This is a genomic window from Microbacterium sp. 11MF, assembly GCF_000383475.1.
GTDB classification, from domain to species: Bacteria; Actinomycetota; Actinomycetes; order Actinomycetales; family Microbacteriaceae; genus Microbacterium; species Microbacterium aquilitoris.
In genome coordinates this window covers 1-22,206 of record NZ_KB911459.1, presented here as the reverse complement: position 1 = coordinate 22,206, position 22,206 = coordinate 1, and the positions used below count along the sequence as shown (strand labels likewise).

The following is a 22,206-nucleotide window of genomic DNA, read 5'->3' as shown; positions in this document are numbered from 1 at the left end:
CGACGCACCGCCCCCTCCGCGACCTTCGCGATCGCTACTGGGTCTTCACCAGCAGCGCCTCGTCGGCGCCCGACTCGTTGTCGACCACGACCACCATCGCGCCGAGCGGCTTCTGCGCGGCGTAGGCGCCCGCATTCGTCCGCACCGTCACCGAGGCGGTACCGCCCTTCGGCACGACCTCGTACTGGCCGTTGCTGATGGCGGGCTTGCTCGGGTCGTACGTGGCCGTTCCGGCGAACGAGTCGCTGCCGTCGGTCGTCCCGCTGAAGGACTGCACCGTGTAGGCGAACGGCCCCGTGATGCCGAGGTCGGCGAGGTTCACCGGCAGCAGGATCGTGCTGCTGTCGGTCGGAGCCTGAGCGAGGTACCCGCTGGGTGCCAGCTCGCCGGTCTTGACGTTCTGGACGAACACCTCGGCCACCCCGTCGACGTCTCCGGCGCGGACCGCGCCCGAGTCGTATGACAGGACCACCCAGTCGGGCTTGCCGTCGCGGTCGGAATCGATCACGACGTCGAACTCGTTGGATGCCGCATTCGACCAGCGCGAGTGCGTGTTGATCGCGAAGACGGCCAGCTGGTCGCCACCCGCCGTCGCGAACGACTGCACGCCGGCGGCCCGGAGGTCGTACCCGGTGTCGGCGATCGCCTTCGGGGCATCCTTCTTGTCCGACAGGCCCCACGTGTAGACGTCGGCCGCCGCATCCAGAGCACCCTTGGCGTTGCGCAGCTCGAGGGTCCGGTCGGCGTCGGTGACCCGACCGCGCGACGTGAGCGAACCCTTCACCGTCACGTCGCTGTTGGAGCGCGGGACGAGCAGGTACGGCACGCGGAGGGTCGAGCCGGGCGCCGTCAGGACGACGTCACCAGAGACCTCCGAGAACGAGAACTGGTCGTCGCCCGAGAGCGAACCCGGGATCGAGGATGCCGGGATCGAGACCGCGACGCGGACAGACGCCGTCTTGCCTGCGGCGACGGTGACCTTCTTCGAGCTCACCGTGAGCTTCGCCTTCAGCGACTGCGCGGACGGCGCGGTCGAGACGGCGAACGTCACCGGCTTCTTGCCGTCGTTGCGGACCGTGACCCGCTTCGAGCCGGTGATGGTGCCGTCCGACTCGTCGAAACCGAAGCTCAGCGCCGCCTCGCGGACCTTGCCGCTCTCGGTCGTGAAGCTGTCACCGGTCGCCGTGACCTTCGTGGCGACCGCCTGCGCCGTGTCGACGAGGCCCACGCCGCCGCGGGTCGGGTCGATGCCGTCGACACCCTCCGGGTTCGCGGTCGACACGAGCGCTGCCGAGATCTGCTCGGAGTTCCAGCTCGGGTGCGCCTGCACGGTGAGCGCGGCGACGCCGGCCACGTGCGGGGCAGCCATCGACGTGCCCGACAGGACGCTGGGGGCGCTTCCGGTGCCGACGGCGACCGACGAGATCGACACGCCGGGGGCCGCCACATCGGGGCTGATCGAGCTGTCGCCGCTGCGTGGACCCGACGAGCTGAACGACGCGTACTTGCGGAAGGCCGGGTTCGCGATCGTCTTGCCCTTGATCGTCACGGCTGCGCCGTTGACGAAGGCCGCGCCGCTGGAGGAACGGACACCCAGGAACGGGATCGTCACGTCGTAGGGCGTGCCGTCGTCCGGGTTCTCATCGATCGTTCCTTCGTAGGGCGGGAGGTCGTCGGTCGAGTTGACCATGACAGCCGCCTTCGCACCCGCCTGCTGGGCGAAGATCGCCTTCGCCGCACGCGCACACGTGCCGCGCTGGGAGACCGCGATCTGGTTGCCGCCGCTCTTCACCCCGACACGGGTGTAGTCGGATGCCGCGCACCCGAGCGCCTCGTTGGCCGTGGTCGCGGGGTCGTCGGTGAGTCGGACGACGGTCAGTGTGCCGAGACCCTTGAGCGAGGCGCCGTTGGCGTTGATCGCCTCGACTGCCTTGCCGCCGACGGTCAGCTGCGCGCCGGGGAAGGCCGCGGTGCTGTCGACCGCCGAGACGGCGATCACACCGTCGCCGCTGCCGGGCGAGCCGGTGAGGTACGGGCTCGGGCCGGAGTTGCCGGCCGAGGCCACCACGACGACGCCGGCGCCGACGGCGTTGGCCGCAGCCACCGCGCTCGGGTCGTCGCCGCGTCCGAACGAGGAGCCGAGCGACATGTTGATGACGTCCATGCCGTTGTCCACGGCCCAGTCGATGGCCTGGATGGTCATGTCCGTCGAGCCGTCGCAGCCGAAGACGCGCACGGCGTAAAGGTCGGCCTGGGGGGCGACGCCGGGGCCGATGCCGAAGTCGACGGACGGGGTCGACGCGTCGTACGGGCCCTTGTAGGTGGACCCGTCGGGCAGAACGCCCGAGCCGGCGGTGGTGCCGGCGACGTGCGAACCGTGGCCCTCGCAGTCGAGGGGGTTCGCGTCGGGCTTGGGGACGAGCGCGTCGCCCGTGCCGCCGGCGTCGTAGGCGTCGCCGACGAGGTCGATGCCGCCCTTGACGCGGGGAGCCTTGGGACCGAACAGGGCCGGGTCGGCCGGCTTGTCGGATGCCGCTGCCGCTGCCTTGTACGCGTCGACCGTCCCCGGGCCGCCGAAGCCGGCGTGGGTGTAGTCGATGCCGGTGTCGATGATGGCGACCTTGACGCGCTTGCCCGTGTAGCCGGTGCTCTCCCACACCTGGGGAACGCCGAGGAACGGCACGGAGACGGCGTTGTCGAGTTCGTGCGTGACGACGGGGTGGACGGCGACGACGCCGGGGAGCGCAGCGACGTCATCGAGCTGCGCGGTGGGCACGGTGGCCTGGATGCCGTTGTAAGCGGACTGCATCTGCGCGCGGATCTTCCCGCCGCGCTCGGTGATCCCGGAACGGATCTTGTCCTGGGCAGCCTTGAGGTCCTTCTTGACGTCGGTGCGCTCGCTCTTGCTCAGCGAACGGCCTTCCTCGGCCTCGACGACGGCGACGGGATCGCCCTCCATCTCGATGACGACCGAGACCTGGCGATCGGGATCGATCGAAGCAGCACGGAAGGAGCTGTCGATCGCTCCCGCCGACGTGCTGCGGTCGAAGCGTGCAGTGGGGTCTTCATCGGGGGTCGCGGCGAGAGCCGCGGTCGCGGGCAGCGAGAGCGCGAGGACGCCCGCGACTGCCAAGATGCGTCGGTGCAAAAGGGGACCGCCTTTCCTTCTGGGAAGAGCGCTCGGCGGGGCTGTCGCGGAACATCCCAGTCGGATGCCGCAGCCGAGGCTGATTGGAGGCTATGCACCCCCTGACGATCTCCCAAGAAGAATGTGCGCAGATGAGAGGATCCTCACGCGCGGCTCAGGCGATGCGCGTCCCCGGGGGCAGACGCCGCGCCGGCGTGCGGGTCCGCGAGACCGCCCACCACAGCAGGAGGGTCGCGACGATGACCTGACCGCCCAGCCCGATGAACCAGCTGGGCACGGTCGAGGCGACGATCTCCTCCGCCGTCGGTCCGTTTTGCTCGGGGTCGCACTCGTCGTACACGTAGTCGAGATCCGGGGCGACCTGGGCCTGCCGGACGGCGTACTTCGTCTGACCGAACAGGTCGTCGGGATACCCGTCGACGGTGAACCCGCTCGGTGTCGCGTCGGCGAGGATGACGAAGGGGTTCGCGGCGAGGATCCACCACACGTAGTCGAAGCGGGGGATCCGAGAAGTCGTCGGCGGCCCCTCCTCCTCGCAGACCTGCTGCGACAGGTCGCTGGCGCAGTTCGTGGTTCCGTCCTCGCAGACGGGCGCGCCGGTCGTCGGATCGTACTGCGCCGTCAGGTAGCGCTCCGTGCGCTCGGAGGCGATGCTCGAGCCGATCAGCCCGAAGGCGATCGGGGTCCCGATGGTGAGGGCGGCGACGACGAGGTAGGTGGCCGCGACCGAGAAGAGCGGGCGGGCGAGGACGCCGCTGAGCGCCGTGCCGAACGCGGCGACGACACCGGTCTCGGCGACGAGGATGGCGGTCGATGCGAGGACCGTGATCGGTTCGACTCCGCCGCCGAACGTCGCGATGACGAGGAAGGGAACGGCGACGGCGGCGAACGTCAGTCCCGTGAGCCAGGCCGCCAGGAACTTCCCGAGCACGATCTCGGTGGTCGTGGCCTGGGTTACCTGCAGGGGCGCGAGCGTCGCGGCATCCCGGTCGCCGTTGATCGAGTTCCCGCTGAGGGTCGGCGAGACGAGGACGATGAGCAGCAGCGTGACGAGGACGACGACGGAGTAGACGCCGGGCCCGGAATCGTCCAGATACGAGAAGGAGAGGAACGAGAGCGCCGTCGTTCCGACGAGGACGACGGCGAAGACGCCGAGCAGGACGTACCAGGAGATCGTCCGGATGCGCTGCGTGAGGTCGAGGCGGGCGATGGTCCACAGGCGCGAGGCGTTCATCGCGCACCTCCTTCGAGGTCGAGGAAGGTGTGTTCCAGGATGCCGCTGGCCGCGGAGAACTCCGCGACCGGGAGCCCCGCCGACACGAGGGCGGTGAGACCGGCCGCCGCCGCGGCATCCCCCTCGAAGCTGACGAGGACGTCGCGCCGGTCGACCGGCAGCGTCGCCACGTCGAGTCCCAGAGCCTGCGCGACGGGGAGGGCTGCGGAGACGCCGTCTCGACCGGCGAGGCGGATACGCCACGTCCGCGCGCGGCCCGCGGCTTCAGCGACGCGCTCGGAGCTGACCGTCTCGCCCTGCATCATGAAGACCGCGTCGTCGACGACCTCTTCGAGCTCGGAGAGGATGTGACTCGACACGAGCACGGTGCGGCCTTCCGCGGCGAGAGCGCGCAGGAGGAGTCGCAGGTCGATGCGCGCCTGCGGATCGAGACCGGATGCCGGCTCGTCGAGGAGCAGCACCTGCGGGTCGTGGACGAGGGCCCGCGCGAGTCCGAGCCGCTGCTTCTGGCCGCGCGAGAGGACTCGGGCAGGAGCGTCGCCGAGCGTCTCGAGCCCCACCGTCGTCAGCAGCTCCGTGGCTCGGGAGGTCGCCGCGGCCGGGCTCAGTCCGGACAGCCGCCCGGTCACCGAGATCGTCTCCCGCGCCGAGAGGGACGGCCAGGCACCGAGACTGTCGGGCATCCAGCCGAGCTTCGCGCGGGCGGCAGCCGGCTCTGCGACGGGATCCACTCCCCCGATGCGGATCGTGCCGGCGTCGGGAGCGAGGAGGGAGGCGAGCATGAGCAGCAGCGTCGTCTTGCCCGCGCCGTTGGGCCCCACGAGCCCCGTGACCGCGCCCTCGGGCGCCTGGAAGGTGACGCCCCGGACGGCATGCACGTTCCCGAAGGACCGTCGCACCCCCTCGGCGACGATGCCAGCTGTTGTCATGCGCTCACCCTAGGGGGTGGCGGTGTCCGATCAGGGGCGGATCCGACCGACCCGGAAGTTCAGAAGGCCGAACACCAGCAGGAGGACGACGGCGACGACGGGTGCCCACAGCGCGACCGAGGGGCCCGCCGACTCGGCCAGCGAGCCCACGATCATGCTCGCGAGCGCCTGACCGACGACGACCGACGACCCGAGGACGGCCATGACGGTGGCCTCGCGCCCGCGCGGCGAGCGGGCGGCGGCGAGCGCGTAGAGCGTCGCAAGGGTGGGGCCGATGCCGCACCCGGCGAGCGCCAGTGCCCATCCCATCGACAGGACTCCCGTCGCACCGGCGGCGAGGACGGCGCCGACGAGCAGGATCGTCGTGAAGGCGATCCACCGCCACGCGAGCGCGAACCGGCGCGGCAGGAGCCCGACCCCGAGCGCGAGGATCGCCGACCCGATGCCCATGATCCCGTAGAGGATGCCGGTCTGCTCGGGGAATCCGCCGGCCTTGGCGAAAGCGGTCAGCGACGTGAGCATGGCCCCGAAGAAGAGCCCGGTCGCGAGGGTGCCGCCGGCGGCGAGCAGGATGCCGGGACGCGCGATGCGCCGCGCAGGTTCGCGGTCGCCCGCCTCGGACGCGTGACCGGCGGTGCGTGCCGTCGGATGCAACGCGAACGCGGTGACGAAGACGAGCGTCAGCGCCGCGGCCGCGAGCACGGGCGCGGCCGGAGTCGCGGCGATGGCGACGACGCCGACGAGGACGGGACCGAAGACGAAGACGATCTCATCGACGGCGGACTCGTAGCCCATCGTCGACTCCTGCAGCCGGCCGTGCGCACCCCGCGCCAACCGCATCCGGCCGATCGCGCCGACCAGGCGGGCGCGCGACATCGGCGACACCTGCGGTGCGGTCGCACCGGCGAGCACCGACACGAGCAGGAGCATCCCCTCGGGGGTGTCCCCGTAGGCGACGGCCACGAGCGCGACGAGGACGAGGCTCTGGACGAGTGCCGCGAGCAGAAGCACGGGGCGCTGGCCCCAGCGGTCTGCGGCGGCGCCGATGAGCGGGCCGGTGGCGATCGTGCCGAGCCCGACCATCGCCGAGGTGAGCCCGCCGACGGCGAGGGACCCGCGGGCGTCGACGACCATCGTCAGGACGCCGACGACGATCATCGCGTACGGCAGGCGTGCGATCAGGGCGATGGCGAAGTAGCCGATGCCGATGCTCGCCGCGAGGGTGCGGATCGGGCTGTCGCGTTCCACCGGGCGCACCGGCGTCGAATCGGTGAGGGGCAATGTGTGACCTCCGTGCAGACGAGGCGTCGTGCCGCCTTGACTCTCCACGGATCAGGTAGTTACACGGGGTGCTGACGCACCGGCATCCATTCTACCGATCGGCTCCTGAGCGTCCGAAGAACGCGACCCCCAGGTCCGGGTGGTCGACGAAGACCCCGTCGACGCCGGCATCGGCGATGCGCCGCCACTCCCCCGCCCAGTCCCCGAACGCCGCATCGGTGGTCCCGCGCCGGAAGGACGGTGAGAGGAACGCGTTCTCGGGTCGACACGTCCACGTGTAGACGTCGAGCGCGCGGCGATGGGCTTCGGCCACGACACCGTCATCGCCGCGCGGATCGCCGAGGATGAGGCGCTTGTCGAGGCTGATGCCGTCGACCTCCCGCGCCAGCCGGTCGAGGCCCGCCCCGGTGAGCTGCTCCGCGTACGTCGGCGCGTCGGGCCCCTGGGCGGCGAGGAGATCGTGCGCGCTGCCCTCCGCCTCGAGCAGATAGATGAAATGAGCCCGGATGCCGCGGTCCCGCATCCGCTGCAGGATGTGCTGTTCGAACGACTCGATCACGAGCGGCCGCACACCGCTGTCCCACCCCGCGCTCCGCAGTTCCGCCGCGAGGAGGGCCGCCACGTCGTACCCGAGCGAGGCGAAGTAGGTCGCGTGCTTGATCTCGAGGACGACCCCGATGGCCCGTCCCTCGCGGTCGCCCGCCGTGGCGACCAGGTCGAGGAGCGTCCGCAGCCGAAGGATCGGATATCGGTCGTCGAAGTCGGCGCTGCGTGTCCGGAGCTTCGGCAGACGTTCCCGACATCGCAGAGCTGCGAGCTCCTCCCAGGTGAAATCCTCGACGAACCAGCCGGTGTGGTCGCTGCCGTCGACCCGCTTGGTGGTCCGGCGGGACGCGAACTCGGGATGGTCGGCGACGTCCGTCGTCGAGCCGATCTCGTTCTCGTGACGGATGACGGCCACGCCGTCCTTCGTGAACACGACGTCCGGTTCCACGGCGTCGACGCCCAGGTCGAGGGCGAGCTCGTACGAGGCGAGGGAATGCTCGGGACGATAGCCGGGGGCTCCGCGGTGGCCGATGATGAGCGGACGGCTGCGCGACATGCGCCCAGGCTAGCGAGCGGACCGGGATCGGCCGCTGTCGTGCGCCGTCACCAGATGACCCTCATAGTCCTCTCACAGCGGGGGTCCCCACCCGCGGAATGACGGTCCGATACGCTGGATCGACAGCACAGCGCTGTGAGTCGACTTTTGGAGTGAGACACACAATGGCAGCGTCCGGCAATTTTGCCTTCAACAATCCGGTCTTCCAGGAGCAGCGCCCCGGCCTGACTCCCCCGGCAGCCCAGACGAACTACGCGGCAGCCTCGCACCAGGCCGCCGACGTCGCGTCGAACGCCCAGCTCGAGGGGATGTACGCGGCTCCGACCGCCTCGTCCGCCGCCACGGGCCGCATGACGGTTGAGGACACCGTCCTCAAGACCCTCATGCTCTTTGGAATCCTTCTGGTCACCGCCGTCGTCGGCTGGGTCTGGACGCTGGCTCCGGTGAGCGTCGAGAACCCGGTTCCGACGATGATGCCCTGGATCATCGGCGCCCTGGGTGGCTTCGTCCTCGCCCTCGTCATCTCGTTCACGTCGCGCAAGAAGGTCCGGCCCGCCCTGATCTTCGCCTACGCGGCCTTCGAGGGACTTTTCGTCGGTGGCATCTCGGCGTTCTTCGAGTTCATCTGGCCCGGCATCGTCATGCAGGCGACGCTGGCCACGGTCGCCGTCGTCGGAACGACGCTGGCACTGTTCGCGAGCGGAAAGATCCGTGCCTCTGCGAAGGCGACGAAGATCTTCATGATCGCGATGGTCGGCTACATGGTCTTCTCGCTGCTCAACCTCGTCCTCATGTGGACGAATGTCCTCCCCCAGGACATGATGTTCGGTCTGCACAGCGCGAAGATCGGGCCGTTCCCGGTGGGCCTCGTCATCGGCGTCCTCGTCGTCATCATGGCGGCGTACTCGCTGGTGCTCGACTTCGACCTCGTCCAGCAGGGCGCCCGCAACGGCGCTCCCCGCCAGTTCGGGTGGGTCGGCGCCTTCGGCATCATGGTCACCGTCGTGTGGCTGTACGTCGAGATCCTCCGCATGATCGCCATCCTGCGGGGCAACAACTGACCTCACGCAACGCGTAACGACGAAGGCCGTCCGGGTGACCGGGCGGCCTTCGTCGTTTCGGCGCACACCTCTCTCCGCGAGACTGCACGTGGGCCTCGAGACTGCGGCCCCGCACCGCGGTCTCGCCACACACGTGCAGTCTCGCCGCCCGGTGCTCGCTCCCCCGGTGCCGCCATCTGCGGGCGCCCGCCTCTCGTACACCGCGAGACTGCACGCGGCGCGCGAGACAGCTGCCCCGAGCCGCGGTCTCGGCGCGGGCGTGCAGTCTCGGTGATCGTGCGCCGCCCCCAGCGCGCGCCGCCCCGCGCGGCGACCCCGCCCGCCGGCACGCCGCGAGTCAGGACGGCAGCCGCAGGACCGCGACGGTGCCGCGCGGCGTGTGGGGCTCGAGCGAGACGCTCGCCCCATACGCCTCGGCGAGGGATGCCGCGTTGGAGAGGCCGATGCCCGTCCCCGGGATCGCCGCATCGTGGGCGTAGGGGGCCCGGTAGAACCGTTCGAAGGCGTGGACGCGCTCCTGCTCCGTCATCCCGACGCCCTCATCAGCGACGGTCACGACGATGTCGCGTCCGTCCTCGTGCGCCGAGACGACGACGTCCCCGCCGTCGGCCCGAGTGAACTCGACCGCGTTCCGCAGCAGTTCCTCGAGGATCGAGGCGAGATCGCGCACGGCGATCCGGGCGGCACGCTCGGGCATCGCTCCGATCTGGATGCCGATCCCACGCTCCTTCGCGCGGGCCGCCACCTCCGTCACGGCATGCTTGACGACCGGCCCGACGTGCGAGGCACCGGAGCGGGCCTCGACATCCCGCGTCGTTTGACCCGCGGCGATGAGACGTTCGACGAGGCGCAGCAGGCGCTCCGCGGAGCGCTCCACCGCCTCCCAGCGCTCGGTCTCAGGGGACCCGTTCATCAGAGCGATGTCGGTATGACCCAGGATGACGGTGAGCGGCGTGCGGAACTCGTGGCCGACGGTGCTCAGGAATCGGTCGCGGACTTCGACGGCGTTGACGAGTTCGGTGACGTCCTGACCGACGATGACGATGCCGACCTCGTCGCCACCCGCAACGACAGGACGGACGATGACCTGCATGACGCGACGCGGATCGCCGCCGAACTCGACGGTGCGGGGCGCCGCGAAGTCGCCGGAGCGGACGCGCTCGACGAAGTCCGCCGACGTCGCTTCGAGCGGCATCGAGGGATCCGCCCGCCAGATGAGCGACGCGAAGCCGTCCCGGTCGACGTCGTCGATCCCGGACCTGCCACTGATCTCGGCGGCGACGGCGTTCAGAAGGATGGGGCGCCCGTCCGATCCGAAGACCGCGACGGCGTTGTCCGTCGCGTCGAGCGTCGCCCGCAGCATGGCGGTGTCGCGCCCCGACAGACGCATCGCATGCTCCAGATCCGTCGAGACGCTCTGCATCGTCTCCCGCATTCGGGCCAGGTGCCGCGCGATGATGCCGACAGTGACGGCGACGAAGGCCGAGAGGATCGGCAAGGCCAGGATCGACACGATGTCTTGAACACCGCGGATGCCGCCGCTGGCGAGCACCTGCACGAGAGGTCCGAGCGCGGTCAGCAGGACGCCGGCTGCGGCGAGGGCAGGGGGGAACGCGAAGGCGAGCCACCCGAGCGGGAAGATGATGAGCATCGACGCCGAGGGCAGCACATCGACGCCGGCGTCCCTCACCGGCACGCAGGCCACGATCTGCAGCAGCGGCACCACCGCGAGCCATCCGGTGTGCCGCGACGGCTGCACGAGCCAGATCGCGGTCATCGCCGCCGTGCTGAGCACGATGACGCCGAATCCGGCGAGCAGTAACGGAGTGACCCGCTCGCTGTCGATGGTCCCGAGGATGAGCACCACGATGAGGCTGGCGGCGGCCAGGACGAACTGCGCGTACGGCTGCGTGCGCGAACGCTCGATCAACGCCTCACCCCCTCCTCAGACGGCGGTGCAGAAAGGGGCTGGGTCCCGCGCTCACTCTGATGGTGAGGCACGGGCCGTGTCAAGAGGCGGTGGAGTGCACCGTCACGGGGGCGACCCCCGTGACTCACTCCCACTCGATGGTCCCCGGGGGCTTCGACGTGACGTCGAGCACCACCCGGTTGACCTCGCGCACCTCGTTCGTGATGCGGTTGCTGATCTTCGAGAGCACGTCGTAGGGCAGTCGCGTCCAGTCCGCCGTCATGGCGTCCTCGCTCGACACCGGACGGAGGACGATCGGGTGCCCGTAGGTCCGGCCGTCGCCCTGAACACCGACAGAGCGGACATCGGCGAGCAGCACCACGGGGCACTGCCAGATCTCGCCGTCGAGGCCCGCCTTCGTCAGCTCGGCACGGGCGATGGCATCGGCGTCACGCAGGATCTCGAGACGGTCAGCGGTGACCTCGCCCACGATGCGGATCCCGAGGCCGGGCCCCGGAAACGGCTGGCGGCCGACGATCGCTTCGGGCAGCCCGAGCTCGCGACCGATCGCACGGACCTCGTCCTTGAAGAGGGTCCGGAGCGGCTCGACGAGTTCGAACTGAAGGTCCTCCGGCAGGCCGCCGACGTTGTGGTGGCTCTTGATGTTCGCCGTACCGGCGCCACCGCCCGACTCGACGACGTCGGGGTACAGCGTGCCCTGTACGAGGAACCCGATGGGATCGCCGTCCGCGGCAGCCTCGGCGATGAGATCGGACTGCACCTTCTCGAAGGCGCGGATGAACTCGCGGCCGATGATCTTGCGCTTCTGCTCGGGGTCGCTGACGCCGGCGAGGGCGTCCAGGAACGTCTCCCGGGCGTCGACGGTGATCAGACGCACGCCGGTCGACGCGACGTAATCGTTCTCGACCTGCTCGCGCTCACCCTTGCGGAGGAGACCGTGGTCGATGAAGACGGCCGTCAGCTGATCGCCGACCGCCTTGTGGACGAGCGCCGTCGAGACCGCGGAGTCCACGCCGCCGGAGAGCGCCGAGATCACGCGACCCGAGCCGACCTGCGCGCGGATCTTCTCGACCTGCTCGGCGATCACATTGTCGCTGTTCCAGTCCGCGGGGAGGCCTGCGGCCTTGTGCAGGAAGTTCTCGATCACGCGCTGGCCGTGGTCGGAGTGCTTGACCTCGGGGTGCCACTGCACGCCGTAGAACTTGCGCACGTCGTCGGCGAAGGCGGCAACGGGGGTTGCGGCGGTCCGGGCGAGCACCTGGAAGCCGTCGGGGGCGGCGCTGACCTGGTCGCCGTGGCTCATCCAGACGTTCTGGTCGACCGGCTGTCCGTCGAGGAGCACGTTGTCGGTGACGATCGTGGCATCCGTCGCACCGTATTCGCGCAGTCCCGTGTTGGCGACGTCACCGCCGAGCGTCTTCGCCATGACCTGGAAGCCGTAGCAGATGCCGAGGGTCGGGATGCCGAGGTCGAACACGCCGGCATCGAGCTGCGGCGCGCCCTCCTCGTACACCGAGGACGGGCCGCCCGAGAGGATGATGCCCACCGGGTTCTTCTCGGCGATCTCCGAGGCCGTCGCGGTGTGCGGGACCAGCTCGCTGTAGACGCCGGCTTCGCGGACGCGACGGGCGATCAGCTGCGCGTACTGGGCGCCGAAGTCGACGACCAGGACGGGGCGCTGGGAGGTTTCGGTCTGCTCTGTCACCGGGTCTCCGTGGGGGTCTCGAGGGGGGTGGATGCCGCGGCTTCACGCGTGGCCAGGTACTCCCTGACCTCGCGCGCGACCTTCGACTCCATGAAGAAGGACAAGAGGGGCACGATGCCCCCGAGGGCCAGGACGATGAAGCGCGGGAAGCGCCAGCGCATCAGGCTCCAGACGCGGAAGCACGCGAAGAGGTACACGACGTAGAACCAGCCGTGGACGATGAGGATCGCGAGCGAGATGTTCACGCCGTCGCCCGTCGACACGATGTCGCACGTGCTGCTTCCCGGGACGAACAGCGAGTACCACTCGCAGTCCGGGCTCGGGATCGCGGTGGCGAACCACAGCAACCCGCCCGACCCACCCGCGAAGAGCTCGACGTGCAGGGGCGTGTACTTGAGGACCATCTCGGTGACCAGCAGGAGCAGGCCAACACCGGTGATGATCGAAGCGATCTGGTAGAACTTCAGGGCGCCGCGGATCGCCGGAAAAGAGGCGAGTTTGGGCTGAACGGGCATGGCTTCCAGTCTACGGGCGCGAAGGGAGCTGCTCAGCCGCGTCGGAGTCGGGATCGCCCTCGGTGAGAAGTTCGACTTCCTTCTCCCACGCATCGCGCGCGAGTCGGTACCACATGTAGAACGCGAAGCCGGCGAACACCGCCCACTCGATGGCGTAGAAGATGTTGAGCCAGTTGACCGAGGACAACTCCGTCGGAGCGGGCGAGTGGATCTCCTGCAGTCCCCCGAAGGCCTCGGACGACACGAGGTACGGACGGTAGACGTCGATCCCCTGCGCATCGCTCCACTGCGAGAGCAGCGCAGCGGGCGACATGGCCGCGATCTCGAAGGGGCTGCCGTTCCGCGGCGGTTCCTTCGCGCCCTCGTCCGAGATGAGCCGGCCCGTCAGATCGACCTTCTGCGGGGCATCCTCGTTCAGAGCGGATGCCGCAGCATCCGCCGCCGATCGATCCGCGGTGAACCCGACGGCCACCGCCAGCGACGTCGGACCGTCCACACCCGGCGTGGCCGGGTCGACACGGAACTGACCAGCCACCCAGAAGCCGGGCTCGCCGTCGTCGTAGCGCGACGTGACGACGCGGAAGTCTCCCGCGACGAAGGATCCGGACACGTCGACGCGCTGCCCGACGAGGGGTTCCGCCAGATAGACGCCGGGGGCGACGACGTCGCCCAGGGGGCGGACCTTCTCCGTCGCGCCGGCGGCGGGAGGGTTCGTGTCGATCGCGTTGCCGAGCTGCCACTGCCCGAGCCACGCGAAGATCCCGGCGACGAGCAGGGCGAGTCCCAGCATCCCGATCCAGAAGGGTCGGACCATGACTTCCCGCAGCGTCGGCGGGAAGACGTCGGGGACGTCGTCGACGGCGGGAGTAGTGGTCATCAGTGGGACGACGCGTACGGCGCGACGACGACCTCGACGCGCTGGAACTCCTTCAGATCGGAGTATCCGGTCGTCGCCATCGACTTCCGCAGTGCGCCGATGAGGTTGGCCGTTCCGTCGGCGACGGGGGCCGGGCCGTACAGGATCTCCTCGAGCGGCGAGACCTGTCCGACCTCGACGCGCGTGCCGCGCGGCAGCTTCGCGTGGTGCGATTCGGGTCCCCAGTGGTAGCCGCGTCCGGGGGCGTCGGTGGCGCGCGCGAGCGCAACGCCGAGCATGACGGCGTCCGCGCCCATCGCGAGCGCCTTCACGATGTCGCCCGAGGTGCCCACCCCGCCGTCGGCGATGACGTGGACGTAGCGCCCGCCGGACTCGTCGAGGTAGTCGCGACGCGCACCCGCGACATCCGCGACGGCCGTGGCCATCGGCGCGTGCAGGCCGAGCGTCGCACGGGTGGTGGATGCCGCTCCCCCACCGAATCCGACGAGGACACCCGCCGCGCCGGTGCGCATGAGGTGCAGGGCAGCGGTGTAGGTCGCCGCGCCTCCGACGATCACGGGGACGTCGAGGTCGTAGATGAACTTCTTGAGGTTGAGGGGCTCATCGACGCTCGAGACGTGCTCCGCCGAGACGGTGGTGCCGCGGATGACGAAGAGGTCGACGCCTGCCGCGACGACGGTTTCGTACAGATCCTGCGTGCGCTGGGGGGTGAGCGCACCGGCGACGGTCACGCCGGCGGCGCGGATCTCGGCGAGACGATCACGCACGAGCTCGGGCTTGATCGGCGCCGAGTACAGCTCCTGCATGCGGCGCGTCGCGCCGTCCGCCGGCAGCGCAGCGATCTCGGCCAGCAGCGGTTCTGGGTCGTCGTACCGGGTCCAGAGCCCCTCGAGGTCGAGCACACCGAGTCCGCCGAGCTGGCCGAGCATGATGGCCGTTCGAGGGCTCATGACCGAATCCATCGGTGCGCCCAGGACAGGGATGCCGAAGCTGTAGGCATCGATCGACCAGGAGGTCGAGACGTCCTCGGGGTTGCGCGTGCGCCGCGAGGGCACCACAGCGATGTCGTCGAAGGCGTACGCGCGACGCGCGCGCTTGGCGCGGCCGAGCTCGATTTCCATGGTCACCACCCCAGCCTACCGTCGAGCTCTCTCCCCTGCCCCGCCCGTCAGCGGACTCGGCTCACGCGCTGCTCGTCCCAGACCGGCGCGTCCGATTCGTACACCTCTCCGTCGGAACCGAAGACGACGAAGCGATCGAAGGATCGCGCGAACCAGCGGTCGTGCGTCACGGCGAGCACGGTGCCCTCGAACGACGCTAGGGCGCTCTCCAGTGCTTCGGCGGACACGAGGTCGAGGTTGTCCGTCGGCTCGTCCAGCAGGAGCAATGTCGCCCCCGAGAGCTCGAGCAGGAGGATCTGGAAGCGCGCCTGCTGGCCTCCGGACAGCTGATCGAAGGCCTGTTCCGCCTGCGCGACGAGCCCGTAGCGGTCGAGTGCCGAACTGGCGGCGTCCCGCGGCATCCCGTTCCGGTCGCTGTCCCCGCGGTGCAGGATGTCGAGCAGGGTCCGGCCCGTGTATTCGGGATGCTGGTGGGTCTGCGCGAACCAGCCGGGCACGACGCGGGCCCCGAGGCTGACACGGCCGGCGTGCTCCACTCGCTGGAGGGCCGATCCCGCGTCGGTCACATGGCCCAGCAGCGCATCGGGGTCGGTGCCGCCGCCGGCGAGGAGGCGGAGGAAGTGGGACTTCCCCGACCCGTTGGAGCCGAGGACGGCGACCCTGTCGCCGAACCACACCTCCAGATCGAAAGGCTTCATCAATCCGCTCAGCTCGAGGGATTCGGCGACCACGGCCCGCTTTCCGGTCCGGGCGCCTCGCAACCGCAGGTCGAGACGCTGCTCGATCGGGCGGGCTTCCGGCGGTCCCGCATCCTCGAACCTCCGCAGCCGCGTCTGAGCAGCGCGGTAGCGAGACGCGAAGTCGTCACTCGCGGCCGCTTTCACCTTCATGTCCGCGACGAACTTCTTCAGGGCCGCGTGCTGTTCGTCCCACCGTCGGCGCAACTCGTCGAGCCGCGACATCCGTTCCTCGCGGGCTCGGTGGTACGTGCCGAAGCCGCCGCCGTGCACCCACGCGGAACTGCCTGCCGGGCCGGCCTCGAGGGTGACGATGCGGTCCGCCGCACGGGCGAGGAGTTCGCGATCGTGCGAGATCAGGAGCACGGTCTTCGCTGTTTCGCGGAGGCGCTCCTCGAGCCAACGTTTACCGGGTACGTCGAGGTAGTTGTCGGGCTCATCGAGCAGCAGCACCTGATCCGTGCCACGCAACAACGCCTCGAGCGCCAGGCGCTTCTGTTCTCCGCCCGAGAGGGTGACGAGCTCCCGGTAGCGAGCACGATCGAACGGGATGCCAAGGGCTGCGATCGTGCAGGTGTCCCACACCGTCTCGTATTCGTATCCACCGGCATCGGCGTAGTCGGCGATGCCGCCGGCATACCGCATCTGTGACTCGAGGGAGTCGGCCATGATGACGGCGTTCTCGGCGTCCTCAAGTTCCCTCGCCGCCTGGGAGATGCGAGCGGGCGCAACCGCGACCAGCAGATCGTGGACGGTGCTGCCCGCAGCGCCGTGGCCGATGAACTGGTCCATGACTCCGAGCGCACCATCGATCGTGACGACGCCCGCATGCGGAGACACGTCGCCCCGGACGATTCTCATCAGGGTGGACTTTCCGGCACCGTTCTGGCCGATGAGGGCCGTCGTCTTCCCCGACGGCACCCGAAAGGTGACGTCGTCGAGGAGTGGGCGCCCGTCGGGCAGAGAGAGTGAGACGTTCTGAACGTCGATGTGCGACACGAGATGGTCCTTCCGCTCCGAGAGCGGAGCCAACCAGCTTATCCGAGAAGTCGCTGTCCCCGAAAGGAAAAGTGCACGTTAACCACGAAAGCCCCGACCAGCATTGGTCGGGGCTTTCGATCGAAAGAAGTCCGGCGGTGTCCTACTCTCCCACAGGGTCCCCCCTGCAGTACCATCGGCGCTGTGAGGCTTAGCTTCCGGGTTCGGAATGTAACCGGGCGTTTCCCTCACGCTATGGCCGCCGAAACACTATTGATGTTTCAGTCTGCACAACGAATATTCGTTATGCGGTTCTCGACCGTACATCGAGAACCACTCAGTGGACGCAAGCACCTAAACGGTGTGTTATCAAGTCATCGGCTTATTAGTACCGGTCAGCTTCACGTGTTACCACGCTTCCACATCCGGCCTATCAACCCAGTAGTCTGGCTGGGAGCCTCTCACCCGAAGGTATGGAAATCTCATCTTGAGGCCGGCTTCCCGCTTAGATGCTTTCAGCGGTTATCCATCCCGAACGTAGCTAACCAGCGGTGCTCTTGGCAGAACAACTGGCACACCAGAGGTTCGTCCAACCCGGTCCTCTCGTACTAGGGTCAGATCCTCTCAAATTTCCTACGCGCGCAGCGGATAGGGACCGAACTGTCTCACGACGTTCTAAACCCAGCTCGCGTACCGCTTTAATGGGCGAACAGCCCAACCCTTGGGACCTACTCCAGCCCCAGGATGCGACGAGCCGACATCGAGGTGCCAAACCATGCCGTCGATATGGACTCTTGGGCAAGATCAGCCTGTTATCCCCGAGGTACCTTTTATCCGTTGAGCGACAGCGCTTCCACAAGCCACTGCCGGATCACTAGTCCCGACTTTCGTCCCTGCTCGACCTGTCAGTCTCACAGTCAAGCTCCCTTGTGCACTTACACTCGCCACCTGATTGCCAACCAGGTTGAGGGAACCTTTGGGCGCCTCCGTTACTTTTTGGGAGGCAACCGCCCCAGTTAAACTACCCACCAGGCACTGTCCCTGAACCGGATTACGGTTCGAAGTTAGATATCCAGAGTGACCAGAGTGGTATTTCAACAATGACTCCACGGTAACTGGCGTCACCGCTTCAAAGTCTCCCACCTATCCTACACAAGCCACACCGAACACCAATACCAAGCTGTAGTAAAGGTCACGGGGTCTTTCCGTCCTGCTGCGCGTAACGAGCATCTTTACTCGTAATGCAATTTCGCCGAGTTCGCGGTTGAGACAGTTGGGAAGTCGTTACGCCATTCGTGCAGGTCGGAACTTACCCGACAAGGAATTTCGCTACCTTAGGATGGTTATAGTTACCACCGCCGTTTACTGGGGCTTAAATTCTCAGCTTCGCCTTGCGGCTAACCGGTCCTCTTAACCTTCCAGCACCGGGCAGGCGTCAGTCCGTATACATCGTCTTGCGACTTGGCACGGACCTGTGTTTTTAGTAAACAGTCGCTACCCACTAGTCTCTGCGGCCTCCACGCCCTTTCGGAGTAAATCCTAATAAGCGGAAGGCCCCCCTTCTCCCGAAGTTACGGGGGCATTTTGCCGAGTTCCTTAACCACGATTCTCTCGATCTCCTTGGTATTCTCTACCTGACCACCTGAGTCGGTTTGGGGTACGGGCGGCTTGAACCTCGCGTCGATGCTTTTCTTGGCAGCATAGGATCACCCACTTTTTATCCGCATCGTGTCTCAGCCTTAATGAGAGACGGATTTGCCTATCTCTCGGCCTACGCACTTGCCCCGGGACAACCATCGCCCGGGTTGGGCTACCTTCCTGCGTCACACCTGTTAATACGCTAGCCGCACCAGAACGGGGTCGAGCGTTAGACCGGCCGGCTTCACCCCGAAGGGATCCACTCAGCCGGGTTAGGACTCTTAGCACCACTGGATTAGCTTGGGCGGTTCTTCGCCGGTACGGGAATATCAACCCGTTGTCCATCGACTACGCCTGTCGGCCTCGCCTTAGGTCCCGACTTACCCAGGGAAGATTAGCTTGACCCTGGAACCCTTGGTCTTTCGGAGGACGTGTTTCTCACACGTCTTTCGCTACTCATGCCTGCATTCTCACTCGTGTAGCCTCCACGGCTGGTTCACACCGCCGCTTCGCTGGCCACACGACGCTCTCCTACCCATCAACACGGCTGGACCACGAAGGCCTACCAATAATGTCAATGCCACAACTTCGGTGGCGTGCTTGAGCCCCGTTACATTGTCGGCGCGGAATCACTTGACCAGTGAGCTATTACGCACTCTTTCAAGGGTGGCTGCTTCTAAGCCAACCTCCTGGTTGTCACAGCAACTCCACATCCTTTCCCACTTAGCACGCGCTTTGGGACCTTAGTTGGTGGTCTGGGTTGTTTCCCTCTCGACTATGAAGCTTATCCCCCACAGTCTCACTGCTGCGCTCTCACTTACCGGCATTCGGAGTTTGGCTGACGTCAGTAACCTTGTAGGGCCCATCGGCCATCCAGTAGCTCTACCTCCGGCAAGAAACACGCAACGCTGCACCTAAATGCATTTCGGAGAGAACCAGCTATCACGAAGTTTGATTGGCCTTTCACCCCTATCCACAGCTCATCCCCTCAGTTTTCAACCTAAGTGGGTTCGGTCCTCCACGACGTCTTACCGTCGCTTCAACCTGGCCATGGATAGATCACTTCGCTTCGGGTCTAGGACATGCGACTGAATCGCCCTATTCAGACTCGCTTTCGCTACGGCTACCCCACACGGGTTAACCTCGCCACATATCGCTAACTCGCAGGCTCATTCTTCAAAAGGCACGCTGTCACCCCTACTAAGGAGGCTCCAACGGTTTGTAAGCAAACGGTTTCAGGTACTATTTCACTCCCCTCCCGGGGTACTTTTCACCTTTCCCTCACGGTACTTGTCCGCTATCGGTCATCTGGGAGTATTTAGGCTTATCAGGTGGTCCTGACAGATTCACACGGGATTTCTCGGGCCCCGTGCTACTTGGGATACTCTTCGCGTCAAGAGAGGCATTTCGACTACGGGGTTGGCACCCTCTATGACCCGCCTTTCAATGCGGTTCGTCTATACCTTCTTGTAACGCCGACAGATCGGCAGAACTGTCTGAAAAGTCCCACAACCCCGAATACGCAACTCCTGCCGGATATCACACGTACTCGGTTTAGCCTGTTCCGGTTTCGCTCGCCACTACTAACGGAATCGCGGTTGCTTTCTCTTCCTGTGGGTACTGAGATGTTTCACTTCCCCACGTTCCCTCTACCCGCCCTATATATTCAGGCGGGAGTCACTAGGTCGGCACGCCGCCCAGCGGGGTTTCCCCATTCGGACACCCTCGGATCAAAACTTGCTTATCAGTTCCCCGAGGCTTATCGCAGATTGCTACGTCCTTCTTCGGCTCCAGATGCCAAGGCATCCACCGTTTGCTCTTAAAGACTTGAAATCACATGAGTTGAATCGTCAATCGAAATTGACTAATGATCTTTAAGATCATCTTTCTGAACCGATCAAAGATCAGTTCAAAGATGCTCGCGTCCACTGTGTAGTTCTCAAAGTACGGGCGGTACCTCCCCCGCACCGGCAACGCCGGCACAAGGAAAGGCCCAGAGGTTCGGACTCTCATCCGGTCCCTCAGGACCCAACAGCGTGCATGTGCCAGAAGCCTCACCCCGAACCGTTCCAGACCCGAAGGCCGTACTAAATCCGAAGGTCACCCTCCGACACCTTGTCAAATGTTCCACCCATGAGCTCCGGCCGAGAACATTCGTCTCGAAACCGGCTCTGTCACTCCGAAGAGTGCAGTGCTCCTTAGAAAGGAGGTGATCCAGCCGCACCTTCCGGTACGGCTACCTTGTTACGACTTAGTCCTAATTACCAATCCCACCTTCGACGGCTCCCTCCACAAGGGTTGGGCCACCGGCTTCAGGTGTTACCGACTTTCATGACTTGACGGGCGGTGTGTACAAGACCCGGGAACGTATTCACCGCAGCGTTGCTGATCTGCGATTACTAGCGACTCCGACTTCATGAGGTCGAGTTGCAGACCTCAATCCGAACTGGGACCGGCTTTTTGGGATTCGCTCCACCTCACGGTATTGCAGCCCTTTGTACCGGCCATTGTAGCATGCGTGAAGCCCAAGACATAAGGGGCATGATGATTTGACGTCATCCCCACCTTCCTCCGAGTTGACCCCGGCAGTATCCCATGAGTTCCCACCATTACGTGCTGGCAACATAGAACGAGGGTTGCGCTCGTTGCGGGACTTAACCCAACATCTCACGACACGAGCTGACGACAACCATGCACCACCTGTTTACGAGTGTCCAAAGAGTTGACCATTTCTGGCCCGTTCTCGTATATGTCAAGCCTTGGTAAGGTTCTTCGCGTTGCATCGAATTAATCCGCATGCTCCGCCGCTTGTGCGGGTCCCCGTCAATTCCTTTGAGTTTTAGCCTTGCGGCCGTACTCCCCAGGCGGGGAACTTAATGCGTTAGCTGCGTCACGGAATCCGTGGAATGGACCCCACAACTAGTTCCCAACGTTTACGGGGTGGACTACCAGGGTATCTAAGCCTGTTTGCTCCCCACCCTTTCGCTCCTCAGCGTCAGTAACGGCCCAGAGATCTGCCTTCGCCATCGGTGTTCCTCCTGATATCTGCGCATTCCACCGCTACACCAGGAATTCCAATCTCCCCTACCGCACTCTAGTCTGCCCGTACCCACTGCAGACCCGAGGTTGAGCCTCGGGATTTCACAGCAGACGCGACAAACCGCCTACGAGCTCTTTACGCCCAATAATTCCGGATAACGCTTGCGCCCTACGTATTACCGCGGCTGCTGGCACGTAGTTAGCCGGCGCTTTTTCTGCAGGTACCGTCACTTTCGCTTCTTCCCTGCTAAAAGAGGTTTACAACCCGAAGGCCGTCATCCCTCACGCGGCGTTGCTGCATCAGGCTTTCGCCCATTGTGCAATATTCCCCACTGCTGCCTCCCGTAGGAGTCTGGGCCGTGTCTCAGTCCCAGTGTGGCCGGTCACCCTCTCAGGCCGGCTACCCGTCGACGCCTTGGTGAGCCATTACCTCACCAACAAGCTGATAGGCCGTGAGCCCATCCCAGACCGAAAAATCTTTCCAACTGCTGACCATGCGGTCGCAGCTCATATCCAGTATTAGACGCCGTTTCCAGCGCTTATCCCAGAGTCAGGGGCAGGTTGCTCACGTGTTACTCACCCGTTCGCCACTGATCCACAGAGCAAGCTCTGCTTCACCGTTCGACTTGCATGTGTTAAGCACGCCGCCAGCGTTCATCCTGAGCCAGGATCAAACTCTCCGTAAAAGAAAAATACTGACAACGACCGGAATAGGCCGAAGCAGCGAGTTTGAACTGACCAAAGAGATAAATCATTGCTGACTATCCGTTTGCCGACCTCCCGAAAGAAGCCGGACTTTGATCCAAAGGAATCTCACCTCAGCCGAAGCTGAAGTCGAGGTTATTTGGCATTTGACAAGTGCACGCTGTTGAGTTCTCAAGGATCGGATGCTCCCACACCACCCCGCAGGG

12 protein-coding genes and 3 rRNA genes are annotated in these 22,206 nt (G+C 66.0%); 1 reads left to right on the top strand and 14 read right to left on the bottom strand.

The features are described 5' to 3' along the window. Positions 1-34: 34 nt before the first annotated feature. The 5 genes from H286_RS0100080 to H286_RS0100060 all read right to left on the bottom strand — a co-directional run bounded on the left by H286_RS0100080 (position 35) and on the right by H286_RS0100060 (position 7,694). Positions 35-3,133: a S8 family serine peptidase gene (locus H286_RS0100080; protein WP_155900273.1), complete on the bottom strand. Its 3,099-nt coding sequence runs from the start codon at positions 3,131-3,133 to the stop codon at positions 35-37. 169 nt (positions 3,134-3,302) lie between these two features. Beyond that, the gene (locus tag H286_RS0100075; protein ID WP_020096618.1) at positions 3,303-4,382 is read right to left on the bottom strand and encodes an ABC transporter permease; all 1,080 of its coding nucleotides are present in this window, start codon (positions 4,380-4,382) and stop codon (positions 3,303-3,305) included. Continuing rightward, positions 4,379-5,311 (bottom strand): ABC transporter ATP-binding protein, encoded by a 933-nt coding sequence (locus H286_RS0100070; RefSeq protein ID WP_028497328.1) that lies wholly within the window; start codon positions 5,309-5,311, stop codon positions 4,379-4,381. The genes H286_RS0100075 and H286_RS0100070 overlap by 4 nt, the downstream gene beginning before the upstream one ends. Positions 5,312-5,341: 30 nt before the next feature. Further along, positions 5,342-6,592, bottom strand: coding sequence for an MFS transporter (locus H286_RS0100065; RefSeq protein ID WP_020096616.1), 1,251 nt, complete (start codon positions 6,590-6,592; stop codon positions 5,342-5,344). Between the two features lie 91 nt (positions 6,593-6,683). Then, positions 6,684-7,694, bottom strand: a complete 1,011-nt coding sequence (locus H286_RS0100060; RefSeq protein WP_020096615.1) for a glycerophosphodiester phosphodiesterase family protein — start codon at positions 7,692-7,694, stop codon at positions 6,684-6,686. Positions 7,695-7,858: 164 nt separating this feature from the next. Between H286_RS0100060 and H286_RS0100055 the strand changes: the two genes are divergently transcribed. Then, positions 7,859-8,755 carry a Bax inhibitor-1/YccA family protein gene (locus H286_RS0100055; protein WP_020096614.1) on the top strand — a complete coding sequence of 299 codons (897 nt, stop codon included), beginning with the start codon at positions 7,859-7,861 and terminating at the stop codon, positions 8,753-8,755. A 337-nt stretch (positions 8,756-9,092) separates the two neighbouring features. On the opposite strand, the gene H286_RS0100050 is transcribed toward H286_RS0100055, so the two are convergent. The 9 genes from H286_RS0100050 to H286_RS0100005 form a co-directional block, all read right to left on the bottom strand. Further along, positions 9,093-10,685: a sensor histidine kinase gene (locus H286_RS0100050; protein ID WP_020096613.1), complete on the bottom strand. Its 1,593-nt coding sequence runs from the start codon at positions 10,683-10,685 to the stop codon at positions 9,093-9,095. A 124-nt stretch (positions 10,686-10,809) separates the two neighbouring features. Continuing rightward, positions 10,810-12,390, bottom strand: coding sequence for a glutamine-hydrolyzing GMP synthase (gene guaA / locus H286_RS0100045; RefSeq protein ID WP_020096612.1), 1,581 nt, complete (start codon positions 12,388-12,390; stop codon positions 10,810-10,812). Continuing rightward, the gene (locus tag H286_RS0100040) at positions 12,387-12,905 is read right to left on the bottom strand and encodes a DUF3817 domain-containing protein (protein ID WP_018188922.1); all 519 of its coding nucleotides are present in this window, start codon (positions 12,903-12,905) and stop codon (positions 12,387-12,389) included. The genes guaA and H286_RS0100040 overlap by 4 nt, the downstream gene beginning before the upstream one ends. Before the next feature lie 10 nt (positions 12,906-12,915). Then, positions 12,916-13,782: an SURF1 family protein gene (locus H286_RS0100035; RefSeq protein WP_020096611.1), complete on the bottom strand. Its 867-nt coding sequence runs from the start codon at positions 13,780-13,782 to the stop codon at positions 12,916-12,918. Then, complete coding sequence (locus tag H286_RS0100030) at positions 13,782-14,903, bottom strand: GuaB3 family IMP dehydrogenase-related protein (protein ID WP_018188924.1); 1,122 nt, start codon at positions 14,901-14,903, stop codon at positions 13,782-13,784. The genes H286_RS0100035 and H286_RS0100030 overlap by 1 nt, the downstream gene beginning before the upstream one ends. A 47-nt stretch (positions 14,904-14,950) precedes the next feature. After that, the gene (locus H286_RS0100025) at positions 14,951-16,639 is read right to left on the bottom strand and encodes an ABC-F family ATP-binding cassette domain-containing protein (protein ID WP_028497327.1); all 1,689 of its coding nucleotides are present in this window, start codon (positions 16,637-16,639) and stop codon (positions 14,951-14,953) included. Between the two features lie 129 nt (positions 16,640-16,768). Further along, a 5S ribosomal RNA gene (gene rrf, locus H286_RS0100020) occupies positions 16,769-16,885 on the bottom strand. Between the two features lie 98 nt (positions 16,886-16,983). Next, positions 16,984-20,089, bottom strand: a 23S ribosomal RNA gene (locus tag H286_RS0100015). 369 nt (positions 20,090-20,458) lie between these two features. Continuing rightward, positions 20,459-21,981, bottom strand: a 16S ribosomal RNA gene (locus H286_RS0100005). Together the 16S, 23S and 5S rRNA genes form the textbook arrangement of a ribosomal RNA operon. Positions 21,982-22,206: the final 225 nt, after the last annotated feature.